The sequence below is a fragment of the Kitasatospora sp. NPDC088783 genome (genome assembly GCF_044750705.1).
Classification (GTDB): domain Bacteria; phylum Actinomycetota; class Actinomycetes; order Streptomycetales; family Streptomycetaceae; genus Kitasatospora; species Kitasatospora fiedleri.
Window position 1 is genome coordinate 733,176 of record NZ_JBIVKJ010000003.1, and the last position, 22,549, is coordinate 755,724.

Consider the following 22,549-nt stretch of genomic DNA (forward strand, 5'->3'; position numbering starts at 1 on the left):
CGGGCCGGGGGCCGGGAAACGGCGGGCCCGGCCCCGGACCGCTACTCGTAGTCGCGGGCCGCCAGCAGCTCGTACGCCCGGTCGGGTTCGGTGAGGGCGGCCAGGACCTCGAAGCGGCGGTGCCATTGGTGGACGGACCAGGCCAGGCCGGCGGCGAGGCCCTCGGGGGTGGCGGCGTGCAGCAGGCCGGGGACCGGCGGGACGTCGAACTCGTCGTCCTCGTCGGCGGCTTCGGCCTCGTCGGGGTCGTAGGGCAGTTCGGGGGCGGTCGCGGCGGTGTCCCAGCGCCAGGCGACGTGGGCCTCCTCGCCGTCGGGGCCGACGACCAGGAGTTCCTCGTGCTCCTCGTAGACGGCGGGGCAGCCGGGCAGCAGTTCGCGGACCACCGCGGGGACGCGGTGCAGGGTGCCCTCGGAGAGGACCCGGCCGCCGGCCACCTCGCTGGCCAGCGAGACGTGCAGGCGCTCGGCCAGGGCCGGGGCGAGCAGCGGGTGGACGGGCAGCACGGCGTGGTCGTGGAGGAGTTCGACCAGGTCGGGGGCGTCGGCGACGACCGCGGTGGCGGCGTCCACGATGACGGTGCGGTCGTCGCGGCGGCCGGTGGCGTCGTCCAGCGGGGCCAGCGCCCGGACCACGTCGAGCGGTTCGACGCGCTCGGCCGGGAGGGCGGCCAGCAGGCTGTAGATGCCGTGCAGTTGGCGGTGGCTGACCTCGGAGAGCGGGTCGGTGAGGCGGTCGATCAGCTCGTCGGGGCCGTGCGGTTCGGCGAGCAGCGCGTTCAGCGTGGTGCGCACGCCGAGCGCGTGCAGGAACTGCGGGTCGAGCGTGGTGCGGGCCTCGTCGTAGAGGCCGCGCAGCAGCGGGTCGGCCCCGGCGGCGCGCAGGCCGGCCGGTTCGCGGCCGTCCAGGACGGGGTGGTCGCGCAGCCACCAGGCGGTGTACGAGGGCAGGTCGGTGTAGCTGCCGTCGGGCAGCAGGGTGCGCACCGGCGCCACCACGGCGTCCCGGTACGGGGGCCGGGCGAGCAGGGCGAGCGCCTCGGGCCAGGCGTCGTCGGCGACCAGGTCGAGGTCGCGGACGGCGAGCAGTTCGGCGGCGACCGGCGGGACGCCCAACTCCCCGGCGTCGTCGGCGTGCAGGGCCTCCAGGGCGTCCTCGCACCACTCGGCGAGGCCGTCGGGGGCCTCGTCGATCAGGCCGGTGGGGCGGCCGCCGGCGGCCCGGTCGGCGGGGGCGGTGGGGTCGAGGCGCTCCAGGTCGTCGGGGTCGAGGACGACGTCCTCGGCGCGCACCAGGGTGAAGGCGGTGAGGGCGCCGGCCGCGGCGAGGACCTCGGGGCCCCAGCGCTCCAGCAGGTCCTCGTCCACGAAGGCGGCCTCGTCCTCGTCCACCAGGTGGGCCAGCGGGCTCTCGGGGAGCAGGAGTTCACCGGCCCGGGCGAGTTCGCCCTCGTCGTCGGGCAGGGCCAGGCGGGCCAGCCAGGGGTGCTCGCCGGGGGCGGGCGCGGCGGCCCTGACCAGGGCGAGGACGGCGTCGGCGAGGTCGACGGCGGCGTCGTAGTCGTCCTCGCCGACCTCCAGCGAGCGGGCGACGGCGGCCCGGACCTCGGGGGTGTCCAGGACGCCGGCCGGGGTGGCGGTGCCGGCACCGAGCTTGGCGAGCAGCGGGTGGGCGGCGTCGGGGTGGGCCAGCCGCAGGTCGAGCAGGTCGAGCGCCTCGGCGAGCGCGCCGGGGTAGCCCTCGTAGCCGGCCCAGTCGGCGGCGTCGGAGGGCAGCAGGACGCGGCGCGGGCCGGTGACCGTGCGGCCGTCGGCGAGCGGGACGGGCAGGGCGCCCAGCGACTCCGGGTCGGCCCCGGCCAGGGCCGCGTACAGGCCGCGCCACCAGGCGGGTTCGCGCTCCAGGCCGCCGAGCTGGTCGACCACCTCGGCGAGCGGGACGCGGCGCACCCGCAGGGTGCGCAGTTCGGTGCGGCGCTCCAGGCCGGCCGGGAGCAGGCCGGGGAAGATCGGGGCGAGCGCCTCGACCACCTCGTGGTCGGCGCCCTCCAGCAGGACGGCGTCGCGCGGGCGCAGCGCGGGGGTGCCCGCCTCGGTGCCGGGCGGGTGCGGCAGGAAGGGCGTCTCGGGCAGCCGCTCCAGCACGGCGGTGCGCAGCGCGCTGTCCAGGGCGCCCTGGCCGAGCGGGGCGGGGACGAGGTCCAGCGAGCCCGGGTCGGCGCCGCGGGCGCGCAGCAGTTCGGCGTAGGCGTCGGCGGCGCGCTCGGTGAGGAAGTCGGTGAGCGGGCCGGGCGCGACGTGCCGCCGGGTCGGGTCGAGCGGGTAGGAGGCGATCAGTAGCGCGGGCAGGCCGAGCGGTTCGTCGCTGGGGGTGGGCGCGTGCACCACGGCGGCGGTGCGCGGGCGCTGCGAGCGGCCCCGCTCGTCGACCGGGACGGCCCAGGTGAGCGTCCAGTACGGGCGGGCGCGCTCCTCGGTGGTGCGGTCGGCCAGCAGTTCGGGGGCGGCGGTGCCGGCCGCGCTGACGGTCTGCCAGGTGGTGCTGCGCTCCCCGTCGGTGACGGTGACGGCGGGCAGTTGCTCGGGGCGCGGCGGGTGCGCGGTGCGGGTCAGGGTGCGCACGCCCTCCGCGGTGTCGACCACCACCTCGGCGAGGCCGGGCAGGGTCAGCAGCAGGGCGTCGTCGATCCCGGCGAGCAGGCGGCGGGTGAGGTCCTCGGCGGCGGCGTCGCGCAGCGGCAGGACGACCACGGTGTCGTAGCCCGCGGGGGGCTCGCCCTCGGCCGCGAACGGCACCCGGAGCACCGGCAGGTGGCCCTCGCGGCGGGTCAACTCCTCGGTGAGCCGCGGGATCGCGGCGACCAGCGCGCGGGCGTCGGTGAGCGACCAGCGCACCCCGCCGGGGTGGCCGAGCACGGCGGGTTCGTCGCTGACGGCCAGCACGGCGGCGAAGCCGACGCCGAACCGGCCGACCACCTCCCGCTCGTCCCCGCGCTTGGCGGAGGCCCGCAGGGTGGAGAGCGACTCGACCGCGGCGGCGTCCAGCGGGGCGCCGGTGTTGGCGGCGGCCAGCACGCCGTCGCGCAGGGTCAGCCGGAGCCGGCCGGCGACTCCGGCCCGGGCGGCCGCGTCGGCGGCGTTCTGGGCGAGTTCGACGATGAGCCGGTCCCGGTAGCCGCCGAGCGCGAGCTCCTCCTCGGCGTTGGCGTCCTCCCGGAACCGGGCGGGCGCGGCCGTCCAGGCCGCGAGCACGGTGTGCCGCAGCCGGGCCGTGTCGAAGACGTCCGATTCCTCGGGGGACGCCGCGCTGCCGATGATCCGAGACTCCACGTGCCGAGCCGCCCTTCGTGTGGTCCGCGTACGAGTCGGCATTCTGCCAGTCGTCCCCGACGGCGCCGTACGCGACGGACGCGCGGTCAGGACGCGCCCGACGGGGGGCACGGGGACTGCGGAACTGCGCGGACGGGCACACCCGCACCGCGAGGTCGCGAGGTGACGTCGGGTCACTCCCGTCGCCGCGACCTTGCCGGCGTTCGTCCTCACGCCGCGCGCGGTTCCCCGCGCCCCCGGTTTCGCACGCGCCGCTCGGCGCGCGGCGTCACGCGTGGCCGAGCTCCTCGGCGGGCGCGTCCGGCTCGACGGAGCCGGAGGTGCGGTCGGGGTGCAGCGGGAGCGGTTCGACGACCGTCTCGTCGAGGATCAGCTCGCTGGGGACGGGCGGGGCCGGCAGGACGGCGGCCTCGGAGTGCGCGCCGCAGCCGTAGGCGAGCGAGACGACCTGGCCGTCGGCCGGGCCGAACTCGTTGCCGCAGACGCCGAACGCCTGGCCGAGCGAGCCGCCGATCGGGACGAGGAAGCCGCAGGTGTCGCAGGAGGCGGGGGCGGACTGCGCCATCGGGGTCTGCGGGCCGTACGCGGTCTCCCAGCGCTCGGCGGCCTGGTGCAGGCCGTGCCGGGACAGCACCCGGGGGCGGACCAGGCCGAGCTCCTCGGCGATCGCGCTGATCTTGGCGCGGGCGGGCGCCGGCTGGATGTCCTCGGCCGGGGCGTCGTCCTCGGCGGCCTCGACGAGCACCGAGTTGGGGGCGGGTTCGTCCTCGCCGGTCCAGCCGGGTTCCAGGCGCAGGTCGTCGGCTCCGGTGGGGAGCAGGTCGCCGGGGCCGAGGTCGCCGGGGCGCAGGCGCTCGCTCCACGGCACCCACTGCGGGGCGAGGACGGCTCCCTCGCCGGGCAGCAGGGCGACCTCGTCGAGGGTGACGTTCTTGGCCCGCGGGGCGCGGGCCACGGTGACCGCCCAGTGCCAGCCCCGGTAGGCCGGGTCGAGGCATTCGAAGGTGTGGGTGACGACGCGCTCGGCGTCCGCGCTCGCCTTCACGTGGGGGCCGACGACGGCCTCCCCGACGCTGTCCACCACTGCCTGGCGGGCGAGGTCGACGGCCTCTGCACAGAGCCGGTCAGGGGTACGGCTTCGCATCGCAGCACTCACGGCGTCGGTTCTCTCCCAGTCCTGTCATCCTGCGGTCCCGCGGCAGCACCCGGTGGGCGGGCCCGCGTCGGCTCCCGCTGCCACGTCTTGGGGGCGACCCCCGCGAGCACGGGGCCGGTCCATTCTGCTAGACCCGGGGCCGGTCCGTGGCCGGGCCGCGCCGCCCAGGTCGGCCGCCCCCCTGTGGGAGGCCGGGCATGCGCGTAGTGCAGGCTACCCGCCGGTCGGTGGTGCAGCACAGTCCGGGCCGTGGGGACGGGCGCGCCGACGCCCGGACAATCACTCGTTAGGTCGGCGATTCTCGGGCAGGATGGGTGTGTGGCGGAGGAGAACCCGCTGCGGCACGGGCCGCGTCCCGAGCAGGCCGAGAGCCGTTCGGGAGCGTCCGCCGTGTCGCGGCAGCATCCCGTGGCCCCCGGTGAGCCGGAGGCCGATGCCCCCTGTCCGACGCCCCGTCAGCCGGGCCCGGACCTCTCGAAGGACCCCGGGCCCGCCGGGTGCACCGGCCGCACCGGCGGCGGGAGCACCCTCGCCGCGGACACCGTCTCCGAGGACACCGGTTCCACGGACACCGTCTCCGAGGACACCGGTTCCACGGACACCGGCGCCGAGAACGCCGGCTCCCCGGACGCCGACCGCCCGGCGGACCAGCCGACGGTGAAGGCCCGCGGCTTCTGGGCCCGCGGCGCGTCCGCGGTGGGCGCCCGCACCGGCCGGGTGGTGAACGGGACGGGCCGGCGGATCCGGCGGGCGACCTCGGCGGAGGGCGCCGGCGAGTCCGGCCTGGCGAAGCTGATCGAACTGCACGCGCTGAACTCGTTCGGCGACATGCTGATCACGGTGTCGCTGGCGTCCACCATCTTCTTCTCGGTGCCGACCGGCGAGGCCCGCGGCCGGGTCGCGCTGTACCTGCTGATCACGATGGCCCCGTTCGCGCTGCTCGCCCCGGTGATCGGCCCGCTGCTGGACCGGCTGCCCAACGGCCGCCGTTCCGCGATGGCGATGTCGATGCTGGCCCGGGCGGCGCTGGCCTGGGTGATGGCGGGGGTGGTGACCGGCGGCGGGCTGGCGCTGTATCCGGAGGCGCTGGGCGTGCTGGTCGCGTCGAAGGCGTACGGGGTGGTGCGCAGCGTGGTGGTGCCGCGGCTGCTGCCCGCCCAGTTGTCGCTGGTGAAGGCGAACTCGCGGGTGACGCTGGCGGGTCTGCTGACCACGCTGGTGGCCGGCGGGGTGGGCGGGCTGCTCCAGCTGCTCGGGCCGGGGTGGCCGCTGCGCGGGGCGTTCGTGGTGTTCGTGATCGGCACCCTGATGGCCTTCCACCTGCCGCACCAGGTGGATTCGGCGCGGGGCGAGCAGCGGGCGCAGCTGCTGGCCGGGCCGCAGGAGGAGCCGCGGCCGAAGGGCGTGCTGCGGGCGGTCGGCCCGTCGGTGGTGATGGCGCTGCGCGGGGTGGCGGCGCTGCGCTGGCTGGTCGGGTTCCTGGTGATGTTCCTGGCGTTCCTGATCCGCAAGGACCCGCCGGGCGGCCTGCCCGGGACGGTGGCGCTGGGGCTGGTCGCGGCGGCGGCCGGGCTGGGCAACGCGCTGGGGTCGGTGCTGGGGTCGTGGCTGCGCACCCGCGGCTCGGAGGTGACGGTGACGGCGGTGCTGGCGCTGGCGACGGCGGCGGCGGGCGCGTCGGCGCTCTGGTACGGCGCGGTGACGGTGACGGTGGTGGCGGCCGTCGCGGGGATGTCGGCCTCGCTGGGCAAGCTGGCGCTGGACGCGCTGATCCAGCGGGACGTGCCGGAGGCGGTGCGGACCTCGGCGTTCGCCCGTTCCGAGACGGCGTTGCAGCTGAGCTGGGTGGCGGGCGGCGCGGTGGGCATCTCGCTGCCGCTGAACCCGGTGCTGGGGCTGACGGTGGCGGCGGCGGTGATGACGCTGATGCTGCTGTGGACGTTCCGCTCGCTGCTGCGGGTCGGGCCGCACCGGTCGGCGGCCCGGCCCCGGGTGGCCTGAGCGGCGGGCCCGGCGGCCCGGGCCCGGCCCGGCTCCCGGCGGTGCGCGGCGCGCCCGCGCACGGCGTAACCTCGGGCGACTCGGGCACCCCGGCGTCATGTGATCACGGAAGGCGAGTAGCCTCTTGCGCATGAGCCTCAGCACCCGTGCCATCGCCGGTATCGCCGGCGTCGTCGTCGTCGGCGCCGCCTCCCTCGGTACCGGTATCTACTGGGCGAACGACGCCGGCAAGCCCCGTGAGAACGTGGCGACGATGGTCGTCGGCACCTCGACCACCACCGCCGCCCCCTTCTGCTACAACGACGGCAAGCCGCTCGACGAGGACTACCTCACCAAGTGCCTGTCGGACATCAAGCAGGCGCGCAAGGACGACAAGCTGCCGAAGCTGGACGTCCGCGCCAGTGACCGGATCGGCGTCGGGGTGCCCAGGGAGCTGGCCGACAAGGGCTGGTTCGCGCTGACCAACGGCGGCTCCAGCGGCCAGGTGCCGCTGGCCGGCGGCGCCGAGGGCGAGGTCCTCACCGGGGTGACCTACTCGGGTTCGAAGAGCGCCGGCGCCCTGATGTCGAGCAACGACGTCACCTCGGTGACGGTGGTCTCGCAGGACAAGTCGTCCCAGGAGTACTACGCGGTCTGGGCCTTCGACCTGGACAACAAGAGCAGCTGAACCGCCGGTCGATGACCGCTGAGCGCACCGACGAGCAGCCCGGCCCCGCCGCCGGGCTGCTCGTCGTCGTCGCCGTGGAGGCGGAGGCCGAGGCGGTGCGGCGCGGGCTCGGACCGGGCCCGGGGGCCGTGGTGCTGGCGGCCGGGGTCGGCCCGGCGGCCGCGGCGGCGGGCACGGCGGCGGCGCTGGCCCGCGGCCGGTACCGGCTGGTGCTGTCGGCGGGCATCGCGGGCGGGTTCGCGCCCGGGGCGCCGGTCGGGTCGCTGGTGGTGGCGGACGCCGTGCTGGCGGCCGACCTGGGCGCCGAGACGCCGGACGGCTTCGCGGACGTCACCGAGCTGGGCTTCGGCACCGTCCGGCACCCGGTGCCGCCCGCGCTGGTGGCGGCGCTGGCCGGGGCCACCGGCGGGGCGGTCGGCGAGGTGCTGACGGTGTCCACGGTGACCGGCTCGGCCGAACGGGCCGCCGCGCTGAGGGAGCGCCACCCGCGGGCGCTGGCCGAGGCGATGGAGGGTTTCGGGGTGGCCGAGGCGGCCGCCCGGTTCGGGCTCGCGGCCGGTGAGCTGCGGGCCGTGTCCAATGCCGTCGGGCCGCGCGACCGCGCGGCCTGGCGGATCGGCGAGGCGCTGGCGGCCCTGGAACGGGCCTTCGCGGCGCTGCCGCCGCTGTCCCGTCTGCTCCAGGAGGTCTGAGATGGCCGAGCCGCTCACCGTCGCGTACTCGCCCTGCCCGAACGACACCTTCGTCTTCCACGCCTGGGCGCACGGCCTGGTGCCGGGCGCGGACGCGCCCGAGGTGCGGTTCGCGGACATCGACGTCACCAACGGGCTGGCCGAGCGCGGCGAGCTGGACGTCCTGAAGATCTCCTACGGGCAGCTGCCCTGGGTGCTGGACGAGTACGCGCTGCTGCCGTGCGGCGGGGCGCTGGGCCGGGGCTGCGGGCCGCTGGTGCTGACGGCCGGCCCGCTGGAGGCGGCGGCGCTGGCCGGGCGGCGGGTGGCGGTGCCCAGCGAGCGCTCCACGGCGTACCTGCTGTTCCGGCTGTGGGCGGCCGGGGCGGTGCCGGGCGGGTTCGGCGAGATCGTGGTGCTGCCGTTCCACGAGATCATGCCGGCCGTCCGGGCCGGGGAGGTGGACGCCGGACTGGTGATCCACGAGGCCCGGTTCACGTACCAGGAGTACGGGCTGCACCGCCTGGCCGACATGGGCGAGGCGTGGGAGGCGGCCACCGGGCTGCCGATCCCGCTGGGCGCGATCGTGGCCCGCCGCTCGCTGGGCGCCGAGCGGCTGCGCGAACTGGCCGACACCGTACGGGCGTCGGTGCGCGCGGCCTGGGCGGACCCGGCGGCGTCCCGGGCGTACGTGCTGGCGCACGCCCAGGAGATGGACCCGGCCGTCGCCGAGCAGCACATCGGGCTGTACGTCAACGAGTTCACCGCGGACCTCGGCGAGGAGGGCTACGCGGCGGTGCGCGGCCTGCTCACCCGGGCCGCCGGGCAGGGACTCGTCCCCGCCGTCGACCCGGGCGCGCTGGCCTTCCCCTGAGCCCGGGTCAGACGTCGAACTGGTCGGCGATGGCGCGCAGCACCATGGCGATCTTCTGGCCCTCCGGCTTGCTCGGGTAGCGGCCGCGCTGCAGGCCCGGCAGCACGCTGTCCAGCTTGGTGATCAGGTCCTGGACGATCGGGGCCATGTCGTCGGCGCTCTTGCGCTGGGCGGCGGCCACCGAGGGCAGCGCGTCCAGCAGCGTCACGCTCATCGCCTGGTCGCCGCGGTGGCCCGCGGCGATGCCGAACTCGACCCGCTGGCCCGGCCGCAGCGTGGTGACGCCCGCGGGCAGCGCCTTGGTGTGGACGAAGACCTCGCCGCCGTCGTCGCGCGACAGGAAGCCGTAGCCCTTCGTCTCGTTGAACCACTTGACCTGGCCGGTGGGCATCTCGAACAGTCCTCGGTATCGGGTGCGTGCGGCCCCCGTCGGGCCGCGGGTGGATGTGCGGCGGACGCCCTGGGCGGGCGGCCGGTTTCGCTCAGTCGAGCAATGATCCCTCAGCGTTCACCGGAACGGCGACGGGATTCCGGACCGGGGCGCGGCCGTGCCCCGCGTCTGCTGCGCCTCCCACTGGCTCACACCCCCGATCGGTACCGGGCGGGCGTTCGTGGACCATCCGTCAGGTCCGCCCGCGCGATGGCTGCATACCCGGGGCCGGCGCGGGTCGAAACTCCTTGCGCGCACGGAGTTGCGCGCTGTGACGCCGGGCCGGTCAGACGGGGTCGGCCAGGTGGTCGGAGAGCCAGCCGAGCGAGGCCGGGAGCATCCGGGACCAGGTGGTGAAGTTGTGGCCGCCGCTGTCCAGGGTGATCGCCGAGACCCTGGTCGCGGTGCCCTTCGCGGCGGCCAGGAACCGCTCGGTCTGGGCGTGGTAGTCGCCGTCGCCCTCCCGGCTGCCGCCGACCAGCAGCGCGGTGGCCGGGGCCGGCAGGTGGGCCAGCCGCCACTCCAGGTCGGCCTGGTCGCGGCGGCCCTGGTCGCCGCCGAACAGGTCCCCGGTGGTCGGGTCCTCGGCGGCCCGGTAGTAGCCGGACAGCGACACCGCGGCGGCGAACACGCCGGGGTGACGCATCGCCAGCTTCAACGCGCAGTACCCGCCGGTGGAGTTGCCGATCACGCCGAGGCTGCCCGGCCCGTCCGCGATCCGGTACGAGGTGCGCAGCGCGGCGGGCACGTCGGCGCTGAAGTACCGGTCGGCCTGCGGGCCGCCCGGCACGTCCTCGCACTCGGTGTCGCGGGGCATCGCCGGGGAGGGCCGCATCAGCACCAGCACGGTCGGCCTGGCCCGGCCCTGCTCGGTGAGCTTCAGCTGCACGGACGGGTAGTTGAGCTTGGTGACCAGGTTCTTGGCGTCTCCCGGGAAGCCGGTGATGGCGATCACCGCCGGGAAGCGCCTGTCCCGGTACTCGGGCCGGAAGTACTGCGGCGGCAGGTAGACGTAGCCCTCGGTGGCCAGCCCGGTGCTCGCCCCGGGCAGCCGGACCCGCTCCAGCCGGCCGGCCTGCTCGGGGGCGCGGCCGGTCGCACCGGTGTCGCGGACGTTCTCGGTGGCCAGCCGCTGCACGCCGGGGGTGCGGCCGAGCAGCTGGTTCTGGATGGTCACCGGGCCGTCCTCGGCGGTGCCCAGCAGGTCGTCCCAACTGCTGTAGAACGCGAAGGAGTTGTTCGCCAGCAGGGCCAGCGTGCAGAGCACCGCCAGCTGGGTGCCGACGATGGTGGCGAGCCGCCCCAGCACCGCCCGCCAGCCGCGCCCGGCCAGCCGGGGCCAGAGCCACACCGTGCCGGCCACCGCCAGCGCCGACAGCAGCGCGGACAGCGCCAGCACCTTGTGACTGGTCAGACCCATGTGCCCGCACGCCCCCGCTCGCCCGTTCCGGATGCCGTTTCCCTCAGCATGCCTGAGGGATTCCTGGGAATCCTGAGCGTTCAGTCGGAACGTGTGTCGCCGCGCCCCCGCCGATCGGAGGGGGCGCGCGGTGGGACAATCGGGGGGAGTGGTCCGCGCGAAGGAGTGGTGAGAGTGAGCGACCGTCCTGGTGTCCGTCCCGGCGACCGTCCGGGCGACCCCGGTGACCTGCTGGTCCGGGTCGGCGGCGTCGTGTTCGGCGTCGGCATGCTGGCCACCGTCGCCACCTTCGTGCCGCTCTTCCTCGACCTGACCAGGCTGCCCACGTTCGCGTACTGGCTGTCGATGCTGATGCCGCTGGGCCTGCTGGTGGCCCTGGCCGGCCTGTTCGTCACCGCCCGGGCCAACACCCGGCGGCGGCGCGCCCGGGAGGCCGCCACCGCGGGGTAGCGCCCCCCGGGCCCCCGGTCCCCCGGCCGCTCAGCCCAGGTGCCCGGCCAGCCAGGCCGGGAACTCGGTGAGGTCGCCCAGCACCGCGTCCGCCCCGGCGGCGGCCAGCTCGGCGGCGCCGTACGGGCCGGTGGCCACGCCGACCGCGACGGCTCCGGCGGCCAGGGCCCCGCGGACGTCCCCCAGGTGGTCCCCGACGTAGACGTCCGCGCCGTGCGCCCGCAGCGCCTCGCCCTTGGTCTCCGCCCACAGGTCGCCGACCAGCGCGTCCACCTCCAGCCCGATGCCGTCCAGGTGCCGCCGGGCGTTCGGCTCCCACTTGCCGGTGATCACCAGCACCCGCCCGCCCGCCGCCCGCACCGCGGCCACCGCGGCCAGCGCCCCCGGCAGCTCGCGCGCCGGCGCGATGGCGTGCTCGACGTACAGCTCCCGGTACCGCGCCACCACCGCGTCCAGCCGCTCCGGCGGGTACCAGTTGGCCAACTCCCGCACCAGCGGCGGACCGAGCCGGCTCACCACCAGGTCGGAGTCGATGACCGTCCCGGTCTCGGCCGCCAGCACGTCGTAGGTGGCCTTGATGCCGGGCCTGGTGTCGAGGAGCGTCATGTCGAGGTCGAAACCGACGGTGAGAGCCATGCGGCCAGCCTAACCAGCACTCCGCGGGCCCCTCCGCCGCCCGGGTGCGCCCGGCTGCGGCGGGCGGGCCCCCGCGGGCCGGTGCCGGTCCTCGTGGTGGGCCCGGTGGTGGGGCCGGGGCCACCCGGGCGGGGTAGCGGCGGGGTTTCCGGTCGCAAAAGCCGGGAGGAGAGCCGCATCGCGGACATACTGGCTGGCATCCGACCGTGCCGCCGGAGGAGGTCCCAGGTGCCACCCCCGCTGTCCCGCCGGGCCGCCCTCGCCGGGCTCGGTGCCGCCCTGCTCACCGGTTGCGGCCCGCACGTCCTGCCCACCGCCTCGCCGCTGCCCACCGCCGACGACGACGGGGTCCGCACGGGTCCGCCGACGCCGACACCGACACCGGTGCCGCCCAGCCCCGTCCCGCGCCCCGACGTCACCGTGGACGCCGCGGACGGGCCGGTCACCGTGCCCGGCGGGGCGCGCCGGGTGGTCGCCCTGGACACCGCCGAGCTGGACTCCGCGATGACGCTCGGCATCACCCCGGTCGGCGCCGCCAAGGCCCCGCTGGACGCCGGGCCGCCCGGCTACTGGCCCGCCTCCCGGCTCGCCGGGGTCGCCGTGGTCGGCGGCATCGGGGCCGCGCCCGACACCGCCGCGGTCACCGCCCTGCGACCGCAGCTGATCCTCACCAACCTGGCCCGCGACACCGACCACCTCCAGGCGCTGCGGGCGATCGCCCCGACCGTCGCCACCCGGACCACCGGCGCCCCCTGGAAGGAGAACTTCCAGCTGCACGCCACCGCCCTGGACCGCCGCGAGCAGGCCGCCGCCGTGGTCGCCGCGTACGACCGGCACGTCGACCGGGCGAAGGCCGCGCTCTCCGCGGCCGGGGCCGCCGGGCAGCGGATCAGCCTGGTCCGGTTCGTCGAGGGCTCCCCCGCCGTCCGGCTGTACGCCCGGCAGAACTTCCCCGGCAGCGTCCTGGCCGACCTCGGCCTGCCCCGCCCCGGCCCGCAGGACGCCGACCGCTTCGACACCGGGGCCGCCCCCGACCAGCTCGCCCCGGCCGACGGCGACCTGCTGCTGTACGCGGGCTACGGCGACCCCGCCCGCAACGGCCTGGCCACCGCCCTCGCCTCCCCCGCCTGGCGGGCCCTGGGCGCCGTCCGCGCCCACCGCGCCTTCCGGGTCGACGACCAGCTGTGGTTCCAGGGCATCGGCTACACCGGCGCGCACTTCCTGATCGCCGAACTGCTGCACGTCCTCGGCGCGAACTGACCCGGCGGAACGGGCGGGACCGAGAGGCGGGGAGCGGCCCGGGACGCACCCGACCCGCCGTCACCGCCCCGGCCCCGCGCTGCCGTCCGCCCCGGCGCTACCCCTTGCGGCGGCGCAGCGTCACCGCCAGCACGAACAGCGCCGACAGCACCGCCGCGGCCCGCAGCACGGTCGGCGCGGCGGCCCAGGTGGTGGCGCCCGCGTCGCTGCCCGGGGCCAGCGCGCTGCCCCAACGCCCCTTCTCGCGGCCCCAGTTCCACACCGTCAGGCCGGTCACCGTGATCAGCGGGATGCCGAGCACGGCGAACTTCTTCATCAGGTCGGTCCAGCCCTTCGACAGGTACGCCGCCGCCCAGCCGAGCAGCATCACCAGCAGTTGGCCGGTCACCGCCCCGGCCAGCAGCAGCCCCGCGCCGAGCAGCAGCAGCGGCGCGGGCTTGCGGGCGCCCGCCGCCCCGGCGGCCGCACCCGCCGCACCCGCCGCGACCGCGGGGGCGGGCGGGGCCTCGGGCGCGGCCGGGGGCCTGCCGAACAGCGCGCCCAGCAGGAGGCGTCCCAGGCCGGGGCGGGGGCGTCCGGCCTCCGGCGCGGGCGGCTCGGGTCCGGGGTCCGCCTCGGGTTCGGGCTCGGGGTCCGGTTCGGGCTCGGGTTCCGCCAGGTCGAAGTACTGCGCGGTCCAGCCGGGCTGCCCGATCCCGAAGTCCGGGGCGTCCGGGTTCTCCGAGTACGCGAAGGCCCACTCGGCCTCGGACAGCGACGACGACCCGGCCCGGAACGCCCCGCCGGACCCGCCGGACCCGCCGGACCCGCCCGCTGCGGTCGGCGGATTCGGCTTGTCCGGTTCGGCGGGCGCGGCGGGCGCGGGTGCGGGTGCCGGTGCCCGCGTCGGTTTCGGCGGCGCCTGGGCCGGCACCGCCGGAGGGGTCGGCGGAGCCGGGGGGACGGGCGGCGCGGTCGCCGCCGGCCGGGGCAGGTACACGCTCCCCCCGCCCTCCGGGCCGTCCGTCGAGCCGTCCGCCGATCCGCCCTCGCGCCACCACGAGCCGTCCGCCATCGCCCCGCCACCCGCCCTCACGTCCACGTACCCGCCGCCCACCGAGACGGTACCCACCCCGGACCGCCGGAAGCGAGCCCCGCCCGGCCACGCCCGCCCCCGGGCGCACGGCCCGCCGGACCCCGGACGCCCGGGCCCGGTGCGGCCCGCACCGCTGAGCGGGGACCGGTTCAGCCCGAGTTCCACCGCCGTTCTGGGCCGCGACGGGGGGCGTTGACTAGTCTGGACCGGATGACCGCACCGCAGAGCGCGCCGCGTGGCACCCGCGCCGCCGCACCCCGCACCCTGGCCGAGGAACTCCGCGGCCGGGAGGACGGGGCCGTCGCCGCGCTGCTCCGGGCCCGCCCCGACCTGTTGAACCCGGTGCCGACCGACCTCACCCAGCTGTCCGCGCGGCTCTCCAGCCGGGCGTCCGTGCTGCGCGCCCTGGAGCGGCTCGACCGGTTCACCCTGCAGGTCGCCGAGGCGCTGGCCGCCGCCCCCGAGGGCGCGTCCGAGGCCACCGTGCGGAACCTGCTGGCCGGGCCCGCCCGGGTCAAGCCGCACCCCGGCGCCGCACCCGTCGACCGGGCCGCCGTCACCGCCGCGCTGCCCGCCGCGCTCGCCCGGCTGCGCGAACAGGCCCTGCTGTGGGGCCCGGACTCCGCGCTGCGCCTGGTCCTCGCCGTCCGCGAGGCGCTCGCCCCCAGCGCCCTCAACCCGGGCCGCACCGGCCTCGGCCCGACCTTCGCCGACGCCACCGTCGGCATGTCGCCCGCCCGCCTCCAGCAGCTGCTGGCCGGCACCGGCCTGCCGCCCACCCCCGACCCGGTCACCGCCGTCGCCGCGCTCACCGCCCTGCTCGGCGACCGCAAGCGGCTGGGCGCGCTGCTCGACCAGGCCCCGCCCGCCGCCCTCGGGCTGCTGGAACGGCTGGTCTGGGGCCCGCCCACCGGCACCGTCCCGGACGCCGCCCGGCAGGTCACCGCCGAGGACGCCCGCGGCCCCGTCGAGTGGCTGCTCGCCCGCGGCCTGCTGCTGCCCTCCAGCCCCGGCTCCGTCGTGCTGCCCCGCGAACTCGCCCTGCACCTGCGCGGCGGACGCACCCACCGCGGCGTCGACCCGGCCCCGCCCGCCGTCGCCCCCGTCGTCGAGCGCGATCCGGCCACCGCCGACCGCACCGCCGCCGGGCAGGCCGGCACCGCCGTCCGCGTGGTCGAGGAACTCCTCGAAGCCTGGAGCCTCACCCCGCCGCCCACCCTGCGGGCCGGCGGCCTGGGCGTGCGCGACCTCAAGCGGGCCGCCGCCCTGCTGGAGAGCTCCGAGCCGGACGCCGCGTTCTGGATCGAACTCGCCCACACCGCGGGCCTGTTGGCCCCCGACGGCGAGGCGGACGAGGTCTGGGCGCCGACCCCCGGGTACGACGCCTGGCTCCAGCAGGACACCGCCGAACGCTGGACCGTGCTCGCCCGCGCCTGGCTCGCCGCCACCCGGGTCGGACGCCTCACCGGCACCCCCGACGGCAAGGGCCGCCCGCGCGCCGCCCTCGGCCCCGAACTCGACCGCACCCTCGCCCCGTCGGTGCGCCGCGCCGTCCTGACCCGGCTCGCCGAACTCCCGCCCGGCACCGCCGCCGGCGCCGACGCCCTGCTGCCCGCCCTGCGCTGGCACCGCCCGCTGCGCGGCGGCCCGGTCGGCGCGGACGGCCGCGACCTGCGCGACCAGCTCGCCGAGTGGACCCTGCACGAGGCCGAGCTGCTCGGCGCCACCGGCCGCGGCGCCCTCGCCGCCCACACCCGCGCCCTGCTCGCCGGCACCGACCCGGCGCCCGCCCTCGCCCCGCTGCTGCCCGAACCGCTCGACCACGTCATCCTGCAGCCCGACCTCACCGCGATCGCCCCCGGCCCGCTGCTCACCCCGCTCGCCCAGGCCCTCGCGCTGGCCGCCGACATCGAGTCCAAGGGCGGCGCGACCGTCTACCGCTTCACCCCCGACTCGGTCCGCCGCGCCCTCGACGCCGGACGCACCGCCGCCGACCTGCGGGCGTTCCTCGCCCAGCACTCCCGCACGCCCGTCCCGCAGCCGCTCGCCTACCTGATCGACGACGTGGCCCGCCGGCACGGCATCCTCCGGGTCGGCGCCGCCTCCTCCTACCTGCGCTGCGACGACCCCCGGCTGCTCGACGAGGTCCTCGCCGACCGGCGCGCCGCCGAACTGCGCCTGCGGCTGCTCGCCCCCACCGTGCTCGCCGCCCAGGCCGGGCCGGAGACCCTGCTCTCCGTCCTGCGCACCATGGGCTACGCGCCCGCCGCGGAGTCCGCCGAGGGCGACGTCGTGATCACCCGCCCCGACAGCCGCCGCACCCCGCCGCGCACCCCGCCCCTGCCCGTCCCGGACGGCCCCGCCCGCCCCGACGACGCCCTGCTCGCCGCCGCCGTCCGCGCCATCCGGGCCGGCGACCGGGCCGCGACCGCCGTCCGCAAGGACGCCGTCGCCGGCCCCGCGGCGAGCGCGGCCGTCCCGCGCACCGCCGCCGCCGACACCCTCGCCGCCCTGCAGACCGCCGTCCTGCTCGGCGAACGCACGTGGATCGGCTACATCAACGCCGAGGGACTCTCCTCCCAGCGCGTCATCGACCCCGTCAAGGTCGAGGGCGGCTTCGTCACCGCCTACGACCACCTCTCCGACGAGGTCCGCACCTTCGCGCTGCACCGGATCACCGGCGTCGCCGAGGTCGAGGAGTAGCCCGCCCCGCGCCCGCCTACTTGCCGGCGGCCTGCTTCGCGTCCTCCTCCGCCTTCTGCTTCTTCGCCTCGTCCACGATCGCGTGCGGGTCCGGCATCTTCGGCTCGACGCCCGTCAGCAGGCCGGTGCCGGTGAAGGCGACGGTGCCGATCAGACCACCGGGCTGGCCGATGTCGGCGACCTGGTCGAGGGCCATGGCCTCGGTGTCCGCGGCGTGGGCGGGTGCCGCCCCGAGGGCGGTGGCGAGGGCCGCGCCGGAGAGCGCCAGGCCGGCCAGGAATCGGTTGGGCTTGATCATGCCCTGCCCAACGAGCGAACCCCCCGCAGGTCACTCCCCCGCCCGGCCCGTCGCCCGGCCCGGGACCGCCCCGCCACCTGCCGCGCCGATGCGGCACACTGGAGGTTTGGCCCGCGCGGAAGGGGATGCACAGCGTGGACGGACCGCTGATCGTGCAAGCGATCAAGCCTGATGCGCATGTTAGCCGCTGATCTACTGTCGGTGCGGCTGTCTCGCCCGGCCGTCCGTCCGTCAGACCGGCGAAACGGGCGTGCCCCGCCCCCAGAGTTCTTCGGCGTGGTCGGTGAACCGGGACCACATGCCGTCCTTCTCCTGCCCGCGCAGGTGCATCAGCGGGGAGTCGTGGCCCACCAGCCGGGCCAGGTGCGGCGTGACCAGGGCGTCACGGTCGAACCGGAACACGGACAGGCTGACGTGGTTCATGGCGTCCTGCGGGGCCGAGAAGCGGGCTTCCAAGCCCTCCAGGGGCCCGAGGCGAGCCAGGTGCTCCAGGGTGATCCTGATGCGCGTGGAGACCGTCAGGGCCACGTCCTCGATCGCTTCCCGCTGCCGGGTCACCTCACCGTCGGGGTCGCCGAGCAGGAACCGCACGCGGCACCCGGCCTCCACCTTCCGCCGCAGGCTCTCGACCAGGTTGGGCTGTTCCAGCCACAGGAAGTAGTTGGTGTAGCCGGCGAAGTAGAGATCCGTCCGGGCGCTCTTGATCAGATCCCCCCACACCGTGGAGGGGCAGGAGGACCGGTACGGGTAGCTACGGATGATCTCCCGGTCCGGGCCGGTCTTGAGTGCGTCCCGGACGGCCTTCGGCCACAGCATCGTTGCGTCAACTCCCAGCGCCTCGGCGGCATCCTCGCGATTGCGGGCGTGGGGGATCAGTCGGCTGTCGGACAGCCACCGTTCAACGGTCTTGCCCGACACCCCTACCCGGCCCGCCAACTGACGCGGTGAAAGACCGGCGGCGGACATAGCCGATCGTAAGGCAGCGTTCAAGACTTCCCCCAGGGACGTTTGGACCTTTCCCGAACCTACTGCCGCGACAGTCCAACTGTCCTGCGTACGTGCCGCTTTCGTCCGAGAGCACGCGCCAGTGTGGGCGCGGAAGCGGATCGTACGGACGGAGGAGCGGCCCATGCCGACAGTGCCCCGGCGGCGTTACAGAGTGGTGCCCGTACCAGGAGAGCCCGGAGTGCTGGTCGTAGACCTCTGGGGCTTGGTCGACTGCTCCGATGCCGACAACCCCGTGACCGGCACCGACGGCGAACCGCTGGTGTTCCCGTTCTTCGGAGCCGCCGAGAGGTGGGCGGATGAGCACTCCTGAGCACTGGGAGCCCGAAGAGGGACGAGAAGCCTACGACCAGCGCTCCGGCCAGGCGGTGCGGGTGATCTCGGTGCACGCCTGCGGGGTGTTCGTCCGGCACCTGCGGGACGGGCGCGAAGGCATCACCGCACTGGAGGAGCTGGCCCCGCCAAAACACACGGCGGAGGAGCGATGACGGAGGCGTACCGCCGGGCTTGGGAAGCGGCCTCGCGGTTGGCAGTGCTGACGGGCGCGGAGGTACAGGTGACGGAAGTCCCCGGGGGGGTCCGCATCAGGCTTCCCGTGCACTCCGAAGATAGCGAGGTGGACCAGCTCGAAGTGCTCTCCGTCCTGGGCCGCTCCGACCGCTACGGGCACCGGAGGTTCGCCGACGGCAGCGGGCACCTGTGGGCCGTCTACCACCCAGAGCAGCCCTGACCGGGCGTCCAAAAACGGCGCCGCACTCAGGGTGCGCACGGCGAGCTGGGACCGGGATCGCTGGCGGGCACCGGGGCGAACTTCCGCAGCGCCCTCACCTCCCCCGCCCGGACATGGGAAGAGCCGCCCACCCGCAACAGGTGGACGGCTCCGGGGCGGCGCAGCGGTGCTACTCCCCGAGGTGGCGGTACAAGGTCGCGCGGCTCACGCCGAGTGCCTTGGCGATGGCCGTGACGCTCTCTCCCTTCGCCTGGCGGGCACGGGCGGCGGCGAGCTTGTCAGCGCTCAGCACGTTCGGCCGACCACCGGTGCGCCCCTGCGCCTTGGCAGCGTCCAAACCGGCCCGGGTGCGATCCTTGATCAAGCTCCGCTCGAACTCCGCCATAGCGCCCACGACTTGGAGCATGAGCCGCCCGTCAGGGGTGTTCGGGTTGATGCTCGCCAGCGCACCCGTCAGCACCTTGAAGCCGATGCCACGGGCCGACAGGGCGTCCACCATCGTCACTAGGTCAATCAGCGAACGGGCGAACCGGTCCAGCTTCCACACGCACAGGGTGTCGCCGGGGCGCACGTAGTCCAGGACGGTGGCAAGCTCCGGACGGTCGGTGTTCTTCCCGCTGGCCTTGTCCGTGAAGATCCGGGAGCAGCCCGCTTCGGTCAGCGCGTCGCGCTGGAGCTGCGCTTCTTGGTCGTCGGTGGAGACTCGGGCGTAGCCGATCATGTGTCCGGCGTTCTTCGTCATGACCCAACCGTCTCATAACTCGTCTCATAATCACAAGAGCTTTCAAGGGGTTTTGAGACGGGTTTTGAACGCCTTTACGCCCCCTTCGGGACCTGTTCGCCGACCGTCTCATAAACCATCGTTTCTGAGACGCCGGACCAGAGTGACCCTGCGTCACATGCCCACCGAAACAGTCCAACGGGCCACGTGAGAGTTTTCCCTCCCTGCCGCGCCGCAGCGGAGCGAAGGGGAGGTACTCCCCCGGGGCCGCGCAAACGCCCGAGGTTGCGGTACCGGCGAACGCCCTCCCTGCCGCTCACTCCCTGGTGCGAAGGGGAGCACCCGCCTGCCCCACGCTCCCGAAACACGTACACAGCCCCACCTGCCATACGTCAGCGGTCACGGAGCCGGGACAGCGCGGGTCCACCTCCACCCGTCAGCCGGTCAGCGCCACACCCCGCCAACCGTCGTAGCCGCCCAGCTTGCGCCTGGCACCGAACCGCTTGTCCATCGCAGCGAACAACAGGCGCTTGCCCGTCCGACTCCCCAGCGCCCCGGCCAACACCGGCTCCGCCACCGTGAACGCCTCCCACACCAGCGAGGTGCGCACGTGCTCACTACGCGGAGCGGGAACCAGGTGCGCCACCCAGTCCGCCGGATCACGCATCGGAGTCCGGAAGGCATCGAACTGCGAAGCCAGCGAAAGGAGTTGAGTCGCCCGGATATCCGTGGCCGACAGCATCTCGCCCGACACCGCCTCCATCGCCCGGATCAACTCCAGTTCCACGGTCATGGGCGGTACCACCCTGGCGTCGATCACGCGGCGGGTTGCCTCACGCTTCCACTTCAAATGCCGCCTCGCCTCTGGGTCGGTGCTGAAGTCCTCCGCAGTCTGGAAATGCCGCTCCTCACGGCGCAGCGCCTCGACCTCTTCGGCAACCCGCAGGGGCGTCGCGTTCTCGCGCAGCAGCCAGTCCGCGAGGCTCGCCAGCCACTCGCCCATGCCCCGGCGGATCAGCGGCAGGTCGCGCCACTCCCCGCCCGGCGTCTCCCATCGCGCCCCGCTCCAGGCGAACGGCACAGCCGGTGCGTCCGGGTACCGCGTCGCCACACCAGCGGCAGCGTCCCATGCCCGACGGGCGAGCGCGTCATCCATGTACTTACCCAAAAGTCCCCCTTGAAAATGTGCACGTCATTTCACCCCACTGTCTTGCAAGAGGGGAGCCAAAGTGGACCAACAAGGACTGAATGCCAGTCTCCAAGTGACTCCCCGCTGTCCAGTAACAGCAGGTCAGAACATGTTTAGGTGAAAAGAGAGGATAAAACAAACAAACAAATAAAGTACTAGGGAGAACGGAAACGCGCTATTCTCCGTCACCGCACCACCACCCGGCACAGAACGGCTGCACACTCGTCCACCAGTACGAAGAAACCCCGCCCGACCACCAAGGGTCGAACGGGGCCGAGCAGATCCCGACAGGACTACCAGTCCGCGTCTGCGGCCTCCTGCTGCACTTGCTCGCGGATCGCCTCTTCCACGTCCCTGCCCTCTGCATCGGCACGCCGGATCTGTCCGTCCATGCCGAAGTGGACCGCCAAGCGGGACGTGTCGAGCCTGCGGCCGCCCTTCTTAGCCGGCGAGACCTCGACGTACGTCCCCGCGTTCAGCAGCAGGTCCCGCTTGCCCGCCGTGTCCGCCGCCTTCCACAGTTGTGCGTGCGTCAGCCCGGTCGGAACCGCCGTGACCCCGGCGGGCTTGGCGTGGCGCTGTTTGTCCTCCAGTGAGGCGATGCGCTCTTCGAGCTTGGCGTACTGCGTGGCGAAGCGGTTCGCGCCGTCCTCCCCCTTGAACAGGCCACGGTCGTACCGGTCCGCCTCAAGGTCGGCCAGTGCTTCCCGGGCCTGCCTGATCTGCGGCCGGAAGTCCTCTCCGGCGTGCTCGACCATCCGCACCACGGCGAACCGACCGAACGACTTGAGGAACTGCTCCTCCACGTGGTTCTCCATCGCCTCACCGGCGATGCTCACGCCGTAGCAGTCGATCTGCTCGCCGCCCTGGCGCTTCTTCAGGCGACCGATACAGCGGTACCGGACGCGTCCGCGCGCGACGAAGGTGTACATCCGGAAGCCGCACAGCGCGCAGTGCGCGACGCCGCGCAACAGCGATGTTCCTTCCCGCCGCCGGTCACCGGGGTTGGCGCGCCGCGTCAGTTCGTCCTGGAGGGCCTGCCAGGTGTCCATGTCGAGGATGGGTGTGCGGCTGACCAGCGGCAGGCCGTCCGTCCGCAGGATGGGCTTCCCGTCCTCGATCACCTGACCGAGCAACTGCGGATTGGTGAGCAGGCTGCGCAGCGTGGTCGTGTACCACTTCTTCGAGTCGCTCCGCTTCCCGGTCGTCTGCCGTGAGCTGTGGCCGGGCGAGGGTACGCCCGCCTTCGTCAGGTCCACCGCGACGGTCATCAGGGAGTCCTTGGCCAGGATGCGTTCCACGATCCCGTGGACCGTCCTGGCCTCATCCGGGTTGACCTCCAGCACCTTGCCCGCACCGTCCGGATTCGGGACGACGCGGTACCCGTACGGCACCCGTCCCCCGGTGTAGCGGCCTTCGCGGCGCAGGTGTTCATGGGCGCTGGAGACGCGCATCCCGATCGTGTCCGACTCCAGCTCCGCGAAGACGGCGATCACCTTGGCCATGGCGCGCCCCATGGACGACGTGAGGTCCAGCGGTTCGGTCGCCGAGGCCAGCGCCACGCCCTGTGCCTCGGTGATCCGCATGATCTCGGCGAAGTCCACCGTGGAGCGCGCGAGACGGTCGATCTTGAAGAACACCACCACATCGAGCTCGGGTAGCCTCGAAAGAATGCGCTGGAGTCCCGGACGCTCCAGCCCGCGCGAGAAACCGGACACGTCGATGTCGTCCTCGACCATCACGACGGTCCATCCCCGGGCTTCGCACAGTGCCTCGCAGGCTGCCCGCTGGCGCTCGGGGGACGTGGTTTCCTCGGTCTCTCGCGATAGGCGAACATAGAGGGCTGCGCGCATTCCGGGTGCGCTGGCCGGAACGCCCTTCCGGCGACGGGCACGGGGCATGGCCCGAGCAGTGGCAGTGGTTGTCTCTGTCAC

Annotated in this window: 20 protein-coding genes; 9 read left to right on the forward strand and 11 right to left on the reverse strand. The window is 74.9% G+C overall.

Going from position 1 to position 22,549, the window contains the following annotated elements; all coding sequences use genetic code 11:
• Positions 1-41 precede the first annotated feature (41 nt).
• Positions 42-3,329, reverse strand: a complete 3,288-nt coding sequence (locus tag ACIP60_RS11830) for a sacsin N-terminal ATP-binding-like domain-containing protein (RefSeq protein WP_400682472.1) — start codon at positions 3,327-3,329, stop codon at positions 42-44.
• Positions 3,330-3,597: 268 nt separating this feature from the next.
• Positions 3,598-4,473, reverse strand: a complete 876-nt coding sequence (locus ACIP60_RS11835; RefSeq protein ID WP_400682473.1) for a DUF3027 domain-containing protein — start codon at positions 4,471-4,473, stop codon at positions 3,598-3,600.
• A 669-nt stretch (positions 4,474-5,142) separates the two neighbouring features.
• On the opposite strand from ACIP60_RS11835, the gene ACIP60_RS11840 reads away from it, so the two are divergent.
• From ACIP60_RS11840 to ACIP60_RS11855, 4 genes are all read left to right on the forward strand, one after another.
• Positions 5,143-6,486, forward strand: coding sequence for an MFS transporter (locus tag ACIP60_RS11840; RefSeq protein ID WP_400682707.1), 1,344 nt, complete (start codon positions 5,143-5,145; stop codon positions 6,484-6,486).
• Between the two features lie 130 nt (positions 6,487-6,616).
• A complete protein-coding gene (locus ACIP60_RS11845) occupies positions 6,617-7,153 on the forward strand; it encodes a hypothetical protein (protein WP_400682474.1) in 537 nt (178 codons plus the stop codon).
• An 11-nt stretch (positions 7,154-7,164) separates the two neighbouring features.
• A complete protein-coding gene (locus tag ACIP60_RS11850) occupies positions 7,165-7,845 on the forward strand; it encodes a futalosine hydrolase (protein ID WP_400682476.1) in 681 nt (226 codons plus the stop codon).
• A 1-nt stretch (position 7,846) separates the two neighbouring features.
• On the forward strand, positions 7,847-8,698 hold the full coding sequence (locus ACIP60_RS11855) for a 1,4-dihydroxy-6-naphthoate synthase (RefSeq protein ID WP_111554778.1): 852 nt from the start codon (positions 7,847-7,849) through the stop codon (positions 8,696-8,698).
• 7 nt (positions 8,699-8,705) lie between these two features.
• Here the strand turns inward: ACIP60_RS11855 and ACIP60_RS11860 are convergent, their stop codons facing one another.
• Both ACIP60_RS11860 and ACIP60_RS11865 read right to left on the reverse strand, forming a co-directional pair.
• Positions 8,706-9,089, reverse strand: a complete 384-nt coding sequence (locus tag ACIP60_RS11860; RefSeq protein WP_100836787.1) for a cold-shock protein — start codon at positions 9,087-9,089, stop codon at positions 8,706-8,708.
• 325 nt (positions 9,090-9,414) lie between these two features.
• On the reverse strand, positions 9,415-10,548 hold the full coding sequence (locus ACIP60_RS11865) for an alpha/beta hydrolase (protein ID WP_400682477.1): 1,134 nt from the start codon (positions 10,546-10,548) through the stop codon (positions 9,415-9,417).
• Between the two features lie 174 nt (positions 10,549-10,722).
• On the opposite strand from ACIP60_RS11865, the gene ACIP60_RS11870 reads away from it, so the two are divergent.
• Positions 10,723-10,998, forward strand: coding sequence for a hypothetical protein (locus ACIP60_RS11870; RefSeq protein ID WP_400682478.1), 276 nt, complete (start codon positions 10,723-10,725; stop codon positions 10,996-10,998).
• A gap of 30 nt (positions 10,999-11,028) precedes the next feature.
• Here ACIP60_RS11870 and ACIP60_RS11875 read toward each other — a convergent pair whose 3' ends face one another.
• Positions 11,029-11,634: an HAD family hydrolase gene (locus ACIP60_RS11875; RefSeq protein ID WP_400682479.1), complete on the reverse strand. Its 606-nt coding sequence runs from the start codon at positions 11,632-11,634 to the stop codon at positions 11,029-11,031.
• Positions 11,635-11,862: 228 nt separating this feature from the next.
• Here ACIP60_RS11875 and ACIP60_RS11880 point away from each other — a divergent pair, with 228 nt between their 5' ends.
• Entirely contained in the window at positions 11,863-12,894 is a 1,032-nt protein-coding gene (locus ACIP60_RS11880; protein ID WP_400682481.1) for an ABC transporter substrate-binding protein, read from the forward strand.
• Between the two features lie 97 nt (positions 12,895-12,991).
• On the opposite strand, the gene ACIP60_RS11885 is transcribed toward ACIP60_RS11880, so the two are convergent.
• Positions 12,992-13,948 carry a hypothetical protein gene (locus ACIP60_RS11885; protein WP_400682483.1) on the reverse strand — a complete coding sequence of 319 codons (957 nt, stop codon included), beginning with the start codon at positions 13,946-13,948 and terminating at the stop codon, positions 12,992-12,994.
• Positions 13,949-14,179: 231 nt separating this feature from the next.
• Between ACIP60_RS11885 and ACIP60_RS11890 the strand changes: the two genes are divergently transcribed.
• The gene (locus ACIP60_RS11890) at positions 14,180-16,672 is read left to right on the forward strand and encodes a helicase-associated domain-containing protein (RefSeq protein ID WP_400682484.1); all 2,493 of its coding nucleotides are present in this window, start codon (positions 14,180-14,182) and stop codon (positions 16,670-16,672) included.
• A 16-nt stretch (positions 16,673-16,688) separates the two neighbouring features.
• Here the strand turns inward: ACIP60_RS11890 and ACIP60_RS11895 are convergent, their stop codons facing one another.
• Together ACIP60_RS11895 and ACIP60_RS11900 are read right to left on the reverse strand one after the other, a co-directional pair.
• A complete protein-coding gene (locus ACIP60_RS11895) occupies positions 16,689-16,970 on the reverse strand; it encodes a hypothetical protein (RefSeq protein WP_033250540.1) in 282 nt (93 codons plus the stop codon).
• A 231-nt stretch (positions 16,971-17,201) separates the two neighbouring features.
• Positions 17,202-17,936 (reverse strand): helix-turn-helix domain-containing protein, encoded by a 735-nt coding sequence (locus tag ACIP60_RS11900; protein WP_400682485.1) that lies wholly within the window; start codon positions 17,934-17,936, stop codon positions 17,202-17,204.
• A gap of 220 nt (positions 17,937-18,156) precedes the next feature.
• Between ACIP60_RS11900 and ACIP60_RS11905 the strand changes: the two genes are divergently transcribed.
• Positions 18,157-18,288: a hypothetical protein gene (locus tag ACIP60_RS11905; RefSeq protein ID WP_400682486.1), complete on the forward strand. Its 132-nt coding sequence runs from the start codon at positions 18,157-18,159 to the stop codon at positions 18,286-18,288.
• Positions 18,275-18,463 (forward strand): hypothetical protein, encoded by a 189-nt coding sequence (locus ACIP60_RS11910; protein ID WP_400682487.1) that lies wholly within the window; start codon positions 18,275-18,277, stop codon positions 18,461-18,463. Before ACIP60_RS11905 ends, ACIP60_RS11910 begins: the two co-directional genes overlap by 14 nt.
• A 411-nt stretch (positions 18,464-18,874) precedes the next feature.
• Here the strand turns inward: ACIP60_RS11910 and ACIP60_RS11915 are convergent, their stop codons facing one another.
• From ACIP60_RS11915 to ACIP60_RS11925, 3 genes are all read right to left on the reverse strand, one after another.
• A complete protein-coding gene (locus tag ACIP60_RS11915; RefSeq protein WP_400682488.1) occupies positions 18,875-19,447 on the reverse strand; it encodes a recombinase family protein in 573 nt (190 codons plus the stop codon).
• A gap of 415 nt (positions 19,448-19,862) precedes the next feature.
• On the reverse strand, positions 19,863-20,582 hold the full coding sequence (locus tag ACIP60_RS11920) for a hypothetical protein (RefSeq protein WP_400682489.1): 720 nt from the start codon (positions 20,580-20,582) through the stop codon (positions 19,863-19,865).
• A 326-nt stretch (positions 20,583-20,908) separates the two neighbouring features.
• Positions 20,909-22,516 carry a recombinase family protein gene (locus tag ACIP60_RS11925; RefSeq protein WP_400682709.1) on the reverse strand — a complete coding sequence of 536 codons (1,608 nt, stop codon included), beginning with the start codon at positions 22,514-22,516 and terminating at the stop codon, positions 20,909-20,911.
• Between the last annotated feature and the right edge of the window lie 33 nt (positions 22,517-22,549).